9 protein-coding genes are annotated in these 6,521 nt (G+C 71.3%); 4 read left to right on the top strand and 5 right to left on the bottom strand.

Translation table 11 applies throughout. The annotated features are described in order from the left end of the window. Positions 1-803 (top strand): PASTA domain-containing protein (locus ETD96_RS38955; RefSeq protein ID WP_138641509.1); only part of this gene is annotated, 803 nt, incomplete at its 5' end. Positions 804-1,070: 267 nt separating this feature from the next. Here ETD96_RS38955 and ETD96_RS38960 read toward each other — a convergent pair. Genes ETD96_RS38960 through ETD96_RS38970 form a run of 3 tightly spaced genes read right to left on the bottom strand, consistent with a single transcriptional unit; the run spans position 1,071 to position 2,713 of the window. After that, complete coding sequence (locus ETD96_RS38960) at positions 1,071-1,277, bottom strand: hypothetical protein (protein ID WP_138641510.1); 207 nt, start codon at positions 1,275-1,277, stop codon at positions 1,071-1,073. 11 nt (positions 1,278-1,288) lie between these two features. After that, complete coding sequence (locus ETD96_RS38965; protein ID WP_240808542.1) at positions 1,289-1,939, bottom strand: class E sortase; 651 nt, start codon at positions 1,937-1,939, stop codon at positions 1,289-1,291. A gap of 24 nt (positions 1,940-1,963) precedes the next feature. Continuing rightward, a complete protein-coding gene (locus ETD96_RS38970; RefSeq protein WP_138641511.1) occupies positions 1,964-2,713 on the bottom strand; it encodes a DUF881 domain-containing protein in 750 nt (249 codons plus the stop codon). A gap of 95 nt (positions 2,714-2,808) precedes the next feature. Between ETD96_RS38970 and ETD96_RS38975 the strand changes: the two genes are divergently transcribed. Continuing rightward, positions 2,809-3,066, top strand: coding sequence for a cell division protein CrgA (locus tag ETD96_RS38975; RefSeq protein WP_089327631.1), 258 nt, complete (start codon positions 2,809-2,811; stop codon positions 3,064-3,066). Positions 3,067-3,217: 151 nt separating this feature from the next. On the opposite strand, the gene ETD96_RS38980 is transcribed toward ETD96_RS38975, so the two are convergent. Together ETD96_RS38980 and ETD96_RS38985 are read right to left on the bottom strand one after the other, a co-directional pair. Then, the gene (locus tag ETD96_RS38980; RefSeq protein ID WP_138641512.1) at positions 3,218-4,114 is read right to left on the bottom strand and encodes a rhomboid family intramembrane serine protease; all 897 of its coding nucleotides are present in this window, start codon (positions 4,112-4,114) and stop codon (positions 3,218-3,220) included. Positions 4,115-4,172: 58 nt separating this feature from the next. After that, positions 4,173-4,715, bottom strand: a complete 543-nt coding sequence (locus ETD96_RS38985) for a peptidylprolyl isomerase (RefSeq protein WP_171069449.1) — start codon at positions 4,713-4,715, stop codon at positions 4,173-4,175. Positions 4,716-4,869: 154 nt separating this feature from the next. Here ETD96_RS38985 and ETD96_RS38990 point away from each other — a divergent pair, with 154 nt between their 5' ends. Then, positions 4,870-5,343, top strand: a complete 474-nt coding sequence (locus ETD96_RS38990; protein ID WP_138641514.1) for a hypothetical protein — start codon at positions 4,870-4,872, stop codon at positions 5,341-5,343. A gap of 127 nt (positions 5,344-5,470) precedes the next feature. Then, positions 5,471-6,295, top strand: a complete 825-nt coding sequence (locus ETD96_RS38995) for an acyltransferase (RefSeq protein ID WP_138641515.1) — start codon at positions 5,471-5,473, stop codon at positions 6,293-6,295. The last annotated feature ends 226 nt before the right edge of the window (positions 6,296-6,521 follow it).

Raw genomic sequence — 6,521 nt, forward strand, 5'->3', positions numbered from 1 at the left:
GGCGGAAGGCCGCGCTGTGGGTGGGCCTCGCCGTGCTGTTCATCGGCGGCGCCGCGCTGATCGGCTGGATGCTGAGCGGCGGCGGCGGTGAGAAGAACACGCAGGTCGCGATCCCGCAGAGCATCGTCAACGTCTCGGAGAGCGAGGCGACGGCGCAGCTGACCAAGCTCGGCTTCCAGCTCGGCGAGCCGAAGAAGGAGTTCAGCGACGACATCGACGCGGGCAACGTCATCGGCTCCGACCCGAAGCCCGGCACGAACGCCGCCAAGGGCGCGACGGTGACGCTGCTCGTGTCCAAGGGCAAGAAGCCGCCGACGGAGATCGAGGTCCCGAACGTCGCCGGGCAGCCGTACGCGACGGCGAAGAAGCTGCTGGAGGCCAAGGGCTTCGAGGTGCAGAGGCGGGCCGAGACGAGCGACACCGTCCCGCGCCTCACCGTGATCCGCACCGACCCGGCCGGCGGGACGAAGGCGCCGAAGAACGCGACCATCACGGTGGTGTTCTCCAACGGGCCGTCGAGCGTGCAGATGCCGAACCTGTTCAACAACAGCCAGCGCGCCGCGTGCGGGAAGCTGGAGGCGGCCGGGCTGAAGTGCCGGGTGGAGAAGGGGACGCCGCCCCCGGACAAGCAGGTCGCGCCGGGCTTCGTCTTCGACCAGCAGCCGACCGAGGGCGCCACGGTCGCCCCGGGCGACACGGTGACGATCTTCGTCGCGGAGAAGCCGCCGCCCACCCCGACCCAGCCGGGCGGTCCCTCGTCGCCGAACCTGCCGGGCTGGCCGCCGGGCGACGGCGAGGGCTGAACGGCCCGCTGAACGCGCGAAGGGCCCCGGTTCCCCATGTGGGGGAGCCGGGGCCCTTCGCGTGCGCGGAGGCCGTGGGACGGGGCCGCGGTCCGTCCTGGTCCGGGCATGAAGCAGGGCTTCCGCCACTCGGGGGCAATGGCGGAAGCCCTCGTTATGGTCTTCGTCACGCGGCCCTAGGACGTTACGGATTTCAACCGAATTTTTCTCATCCTTCCGGCGGGCGGCGCACCTCCCGGAGTTCGCCCAGGTCAGAGCGGTGCACCGTCAGCCGGGCGGCGCGGAACCGGACGGCGCCGGGCTCTGGACGACACCCGGGTCCTGGACGACGCCGTGGTCGAACTGGAGCTTCGCCTCCACCCGGGGGAAGGCCGCGTACCAGAGGACGGCGACGACCGCGAGCACGATGCCGGCCGCGACGGCGGCCTTGGTGGGCCACTCGCCGGGGAGGCGGCGCCAGATCCAGGCGTACACGGGACGACCTCCTACGTGCCGGCGGCGGCCGGCACGCGCGGCAGCGCCTCGGCCAGCTCACCGAAGATGATCATTCGTTCGGCGGCGGAGTACTTGGGGTGGCAGGTGGTGAGCGTGATCAGCCGCTCGGTCGGCCGGCGCTTCGGATGGAACGGCACGGGCGCGGTCACCTCCACCGCCGACGGCTTGACGATCCTGCGGTCGGTGACCGTGTACACGTACTGCCGGTCGCGGGTGTCGATGAGGATCCGGTCGCCCCGGTCGAGTTCGCCGAGCCGGTTGAAGGGGGCGGAGTACGTCGTCCGGTGCCCGGAGACGACGAAGTTGCCGACCTGGCCGGGCAGCGCGGTGCCCGGGTAGTGGCCGGGCCCCTTGCGGAGGTCGGCGCGGGTGACGCCCTCCACCACGACGAAGCGGTAGTCGTCGCCGAACCGCGGGACGCGGATCACGGCGAGGCCCTTGCCGAGCTTCACCTTCTCCGTGGTGACCTTGCCCGACGCGGACGGGGCGGCGCGCCAGCTGTGCATCATCTCGTCCTGCAGCCGGTCCTGCTGGCCCTGGGTGTAGCGCCCGGTCCCCCACAGCTCGTAGGTGACGAACAGCATGACGATCAGGCCGGCGGTGATGCACAGCTCGCCCATGCCCCGGATCACCGTCCGCACCGCATGCCTCCTCGTCCGGTCGGGTCAGCCGCCCGGCCTCGCCGGAACCGTAGCGTGCTTCAAGGTCACGCTGCCGGTGAAGGGCGGCAGCGTGGCCCGTCCCACGCTCCGCACCGAGTAGCCGAGCCCGTACGCGCGGACGTACTTGCGGTAGACGGCGACCTCGGCGGACGCGCCGAGCGCCGCGCGGAGCCGGTCCGGGTCGCCGACGGCGGTGATCTGGAACGGCGGGGAGTACACGACGCCTTGGAGGATCAGCGTGTTGCCGACGCACCGGACGGCGCTCGTCGCGATGATCCGCTGATCCATGATCTGCATGCCTTGGGCGCCGCCCGCCCAGAGCGCGTTGACGACGGCCTGGACGTCGGCCTGGTGGACGACGAGGTCGTCCGGGCCGACGCCGTGCGGCAGGGCGCCCGACTCGGGCAGCGGCGCGTCGTCCAGCGTGACGCGGACGGCGGACCCGGTGAGCGGGGCGAACCCGGCCCCGGCCGCGCGCCGCTCGGCCTCCTCCCGGGCGTCGCGCACGCGGGCGTCGTGACGTCCGGCCTCCTGGGAGATACGGTCTACCTGGTCGCGCAACCGCCGGTACTCGGCGCGCTCCGCGCGGCCGCGACGCTGTTCGGCGGTGATGAGCTCGGTGATCCGGGTGCGGCCCTGCTCGCGCAGGCTCGTGCCGCGGGCCGTGCTCGCGCTCGCCGCGAACAAGGTGCCCGCGAGGAGCGTGAGAGCTGGGATGATGCTTCCCCACGCGGAACGCCGTACATTGCTCATCAGACAGTGGTCACCAGCGACTACGCTAACCGACAAAACACCCATGCGCGGTCCGGCGCTCCGGCCGCCGGACGCCCGAGGAGATCGATCCCACCGTGGCCAAGTCGAAAGTGCGTAAGAAGGCCGTCTACACCCCGCCCCAGAAGTCGAAGGCGCCCGAGGTCAGCCCCCGCTGGCTGGTGCCGACGATGGTCGGGCTGTGGCTCATCGGCCTGATCTGGATCGCCGTCTTCTACGTGACGGCGAGCACCGGCACCGACGTGCCGTTCATGACCGACCTGCACAACTGGAACCTGGGCATCGGCTTCGCGGCGATCATCCTCGGCGTGATCCTCTCCACCCGCTGGCGCTGACGGCGGGTTATCCACAGGTCGGGGATCTCCCACCCCGGCTTTCCCCAGGTTTTCCACAGGAACTTTCCACAGGCCCGGTCCGACGGTTCGGCCGCGCGGACGCCGCCGCGGGTGGACGGCGTCCGCGTCGCCGAACCGCGTCGCCGTCCGGCTACATGGCGGGATTCAGCTCGGCCGTCCGCATCAGCACCAGCGCCGCGAGCAGCGCCAGCGTGAGCAGCGGCGCCCCGAGGTGGAACAGCCGGCGCCGCGCGGCGGGAGCGTACGCGTAGGCCGCGGCGAGCACCGCGCCCACGGCGAGGCCGCCGACGTGGCCCTGCCACGAGATGCCCGGCACCGAGAACGTGATCACCAGGTTGATCACCAGCAGCACCACGATGGGCCCGACCGGCCCGCCCAGCCTGCGGCCGATCACGAAGTACGCACCGAACAGCCCGAAGATCGCGCCGGACGCGCCGACCGCCGAGTCCTGCGGGGCGCCGACCAGGTACAGCAGCACCGACCCGCCGAGGCCGGACAGCAGGTAGAGCGCCAGGTATCGCCAGCGTCCGAGCACCTGCTCCAGCGCGGGGCCGACCGCGTACAGCGCCCACATGTTGAACAGGATGTGGGTGATGCCGAACGACCCGCCGCGCTGGTGCAGGAACATCGTGGTGAAGAGCCGGTACCACTCGCCCTGCGCGACGCCGCCGACATGGCCGTCCGGCAGGACGGCCTGGCCGAGCATCATGAACTCCCACACGACGCGCCACGACGCCAGCTCGGCCGCGTACGCCGCCACGCACACGCCGATGAGCGTGTAGGTGACGACCGGCACCGCGGACGCGGCGGCCCGTCCGCCGAGGACCGTCCGGGGCACCGCTCTGCGGACGCCCTGGTTGCCCTCGGCGACGCACTCCACGCACTGGTGCCCGACCGCCGCGTCCCGCATGCAGTCAGGGCAGATGTAGCGGTCGCACCTGGTGCAGCGCACATACGTCTCGCGCCCCGGATGCCGGTAACAGGTCGGCACCGAGGTCTCGGGGGCGGGACTGTGGTCTGTGCTCATCTGGGCTCCGTGGCCGGTGCGGGTTCCGCGTCGCGCGGGTCTCTACTACTAGAGACGACTAACGACGTTCGATCGTCACCGATTCCAGGACGACGTCCTGCTTCGGGCGGTCGCCGCGCCCGGTCTCCACCTTGCCGATGCGGTCGACGACGTCCGTGCCCTCGATGACCTTGCCGAAGATGGTGTGCCGGCCGGTCAGGTGCTGGGTGTGCGCGACGCTCAGCGTGATGAAGAACTGGGAGCCGTTGGTGCCGGGCCCGGCGTTCGCCATCGCCAGCAGGTACGGGCGGTTGAACTTCAGGTCCGGGTGGAACTCGTCCTTGAACTGGTAGCCGGGGCCGCCGGTGCCGGTGCCGAGCGGGTCGCCGCCCTGGAGCATGAACTGGTCGATGACGCGGTGGAAGATCGTCCCGTTGTAGAGCGGCTTGTCGGTCTTCTGGCCGGTGTTCGGGTCGGTCCAGGTCCGGGTGCCCTCCGCCAGCTCGACGAAGTTCGCCACGGTCTCCGGCGCCTGCTCCGGGTAGAGCTGGATCACGATCTTGCCGAGCGACGTGGTGAGCGTCGCGAAGATCTCGTTGGCCACGCTGGCCGCCTCTCTCATCGGATGGATGTCTTGCTCGAAACGTTACGGTCTCGGTCGCGCCCGATTCGACTACCCCGCGCGCACAGCTGGTCACGCATTCGGGGTTTACCTCCCGATCGCTGGGAAGGCTGCACGACAGGACCTCGCAAACAGGGAGGTTAGCGTGTCCCTAATGATCAGTCTCCGCCGGAAGCCGCGGGAGGAAGTCCTCACGCGGTTCGGCCGTGTCCAGGAGGCGGCCCGGCAGGGCGCCGAGATGTGTCGGCAGAGTGCCTCCAGCACGGCGGAGCGGATCGCACCCGCCGCGCAGGAGCGTGTCATGCTCGTCCGCGGCTGGAGCGCACCGAGGCTCCGGCGAGCGGCCCGGTACGTGGAGTCCGGGCTCGCCCCGCGGGTGAGCACGTTTCTGAGCGATGTCGCCGGACGGGTCGAGCCGCCGCGGCGGTCCGGTCCCGGGCGCGGCACGCTCATGGCGATGATGGGCGCCGTCGCCGTCGTCGGCGCGGCCGGTGTGGTCGCGACGCGGCGCGGCGTCATCCGCGACATGACCAAGGGTTCCGGGGAGCATGTGGAGGACGCCACATCGGCCGACTCCATGACGGTTTCCGGCGCCGATGTCGACGGTCAGGTGCATTCGCCGCACTAGTGCGCGCACCGGAGGGCCCGGCCGTTTCCGAACGGCCGGGCCCTCCGCCGTTCCGGGGGGCCATCCTCGTCCGCGAGTTGCGCTCCGCCGTGCGCGGGGGTTGCTACCACCCGGTACGGTAACGCCCATGTCGCCGAAGAACTCCGTCCGGCAGGCGCTGGCGGCCCGCGCGAGGCAGCGGGCGCGGCAGGGCGTGCACGTGGCCGTGCACCGCGCCTGGGAATGGGTCCAGCGGCACGGCGAGATCACCCCGCACACCCCCGGCCGGCGCAAGTTCGCCTACCTCGGCGAGGGCGCCTGCATCGGCTTCCCCGTCGGCTCCATCTACGGCGAGCCGTGGATCTCGATCGGCGACCACACCCTCGTCGGGACGCACGTCACGATCTCCGCCGGCTTCGTCCCCGGGCTGGACCTCGGCCCGGACGTCATCGTCCGGATCGGCGCGAGCTGCTCCCTCGGCCGCGGCACCCACATCGTCGGGCACCAGTCCATCGAGATCGGCGACGACGTCTTCACCGGCCCCAACGTCTACATCACCGACCAGAACCACACCTACGGCGACCTGAACACGCCGATAGGCCGGCAGTGGCCGGAGAACAACCCGGTCGTGATCGGCGACGGCTGCTGGATCGGCACCGGCGCGATCATCCTGCCGGGCACCCGGCTCGGCCGGAACGTCGCCGTCGCCGGCGGCGCCGTCGTCCGCGGCGAGTTCCCCGACCACTCGGTCATCGGCGGCGTCCCCGCGAAGGTGCTGCGCAGCCACGACAAGGAGAACGGCTGGCAGCCGCCGCTGCGCAACGGCCCGCTGATCTCCCTGGACGAACTGGCCGCCCTGTCCGTGGACGGCCTGGAGGGCCTGCAGATCCTCCAGGACCGGCTCCGCGAGGAGTCCACAGTGCGCGAGGAGGCCCTCCGGGAGGACGACACCCTCCAGGAAGAGGCCGGCTGAACCCCCGTCAGCGGGCGATGAGGGCGGCGATGACGACGGCCAGGATCACCGTGACCGGCGCCAGCGTGTAGATGGCGAGCAGCGTCGACTTACCGGGCGGCTCGGCGGGCTCATAGCCGAGCACGCCGCGGTTGTAGATCGTCCTCGGGGTGCCGTCCCGCCAAGGTCGCCGATTGGACGCGTATCACCAGCGACGCGGGCGCCCCCTCCCCTGGACGTCCCGGCC

Source organism: Actinomadura geliboluensis (assembly GCF_005889745.1).
GTDB lineage: Bacteria > Actinomycetota > Actinomycetes > Streptosporangiales > Streptosporangiaceae > Spirillospora > Spirillospora geliboluensis.

Bases quoted from the DNA above. Each gene is read 5' to 3' on its own strand.
- ETD96_RS38985 (WP_171069449.1), bottom strand. From the start codon at position 4,715: ATGAGAGAGGCGGCCAGCGTGGCCAACGAGATCTTCGCGACGCTCACC.
- ETD96_RS38995 (WP_138641515.1), top strand. From the start codon at position 5,471: ATGTCGCCGAAGAACTCCGTCCGGCAGGCGCTGGCGGCCCGCGCGAGG.
- ETD96_RS38980 (WP_138641512.1), bottom strand. From the start codon at position 4,114: ATGAGCACAGACCACAGTCCCGCCCCCGAGACCTCGGTGCCGACCTGT.
- ETD96_RS38990 (WP_138641514.1), top strand. From the start codon at position 4,870: ATGATCAGTCTCCGCCGGAAGCCGCGGGAGGAAGTCCTCACGCGGTTC.
- ETD96_RS38970 (WP_138641511.1), bottom strand. From the start codon at position 2,713: ATGAGCAATGTACGGCGTTCCGCGTGGGGAAGCATCATCCCAGCTCTC.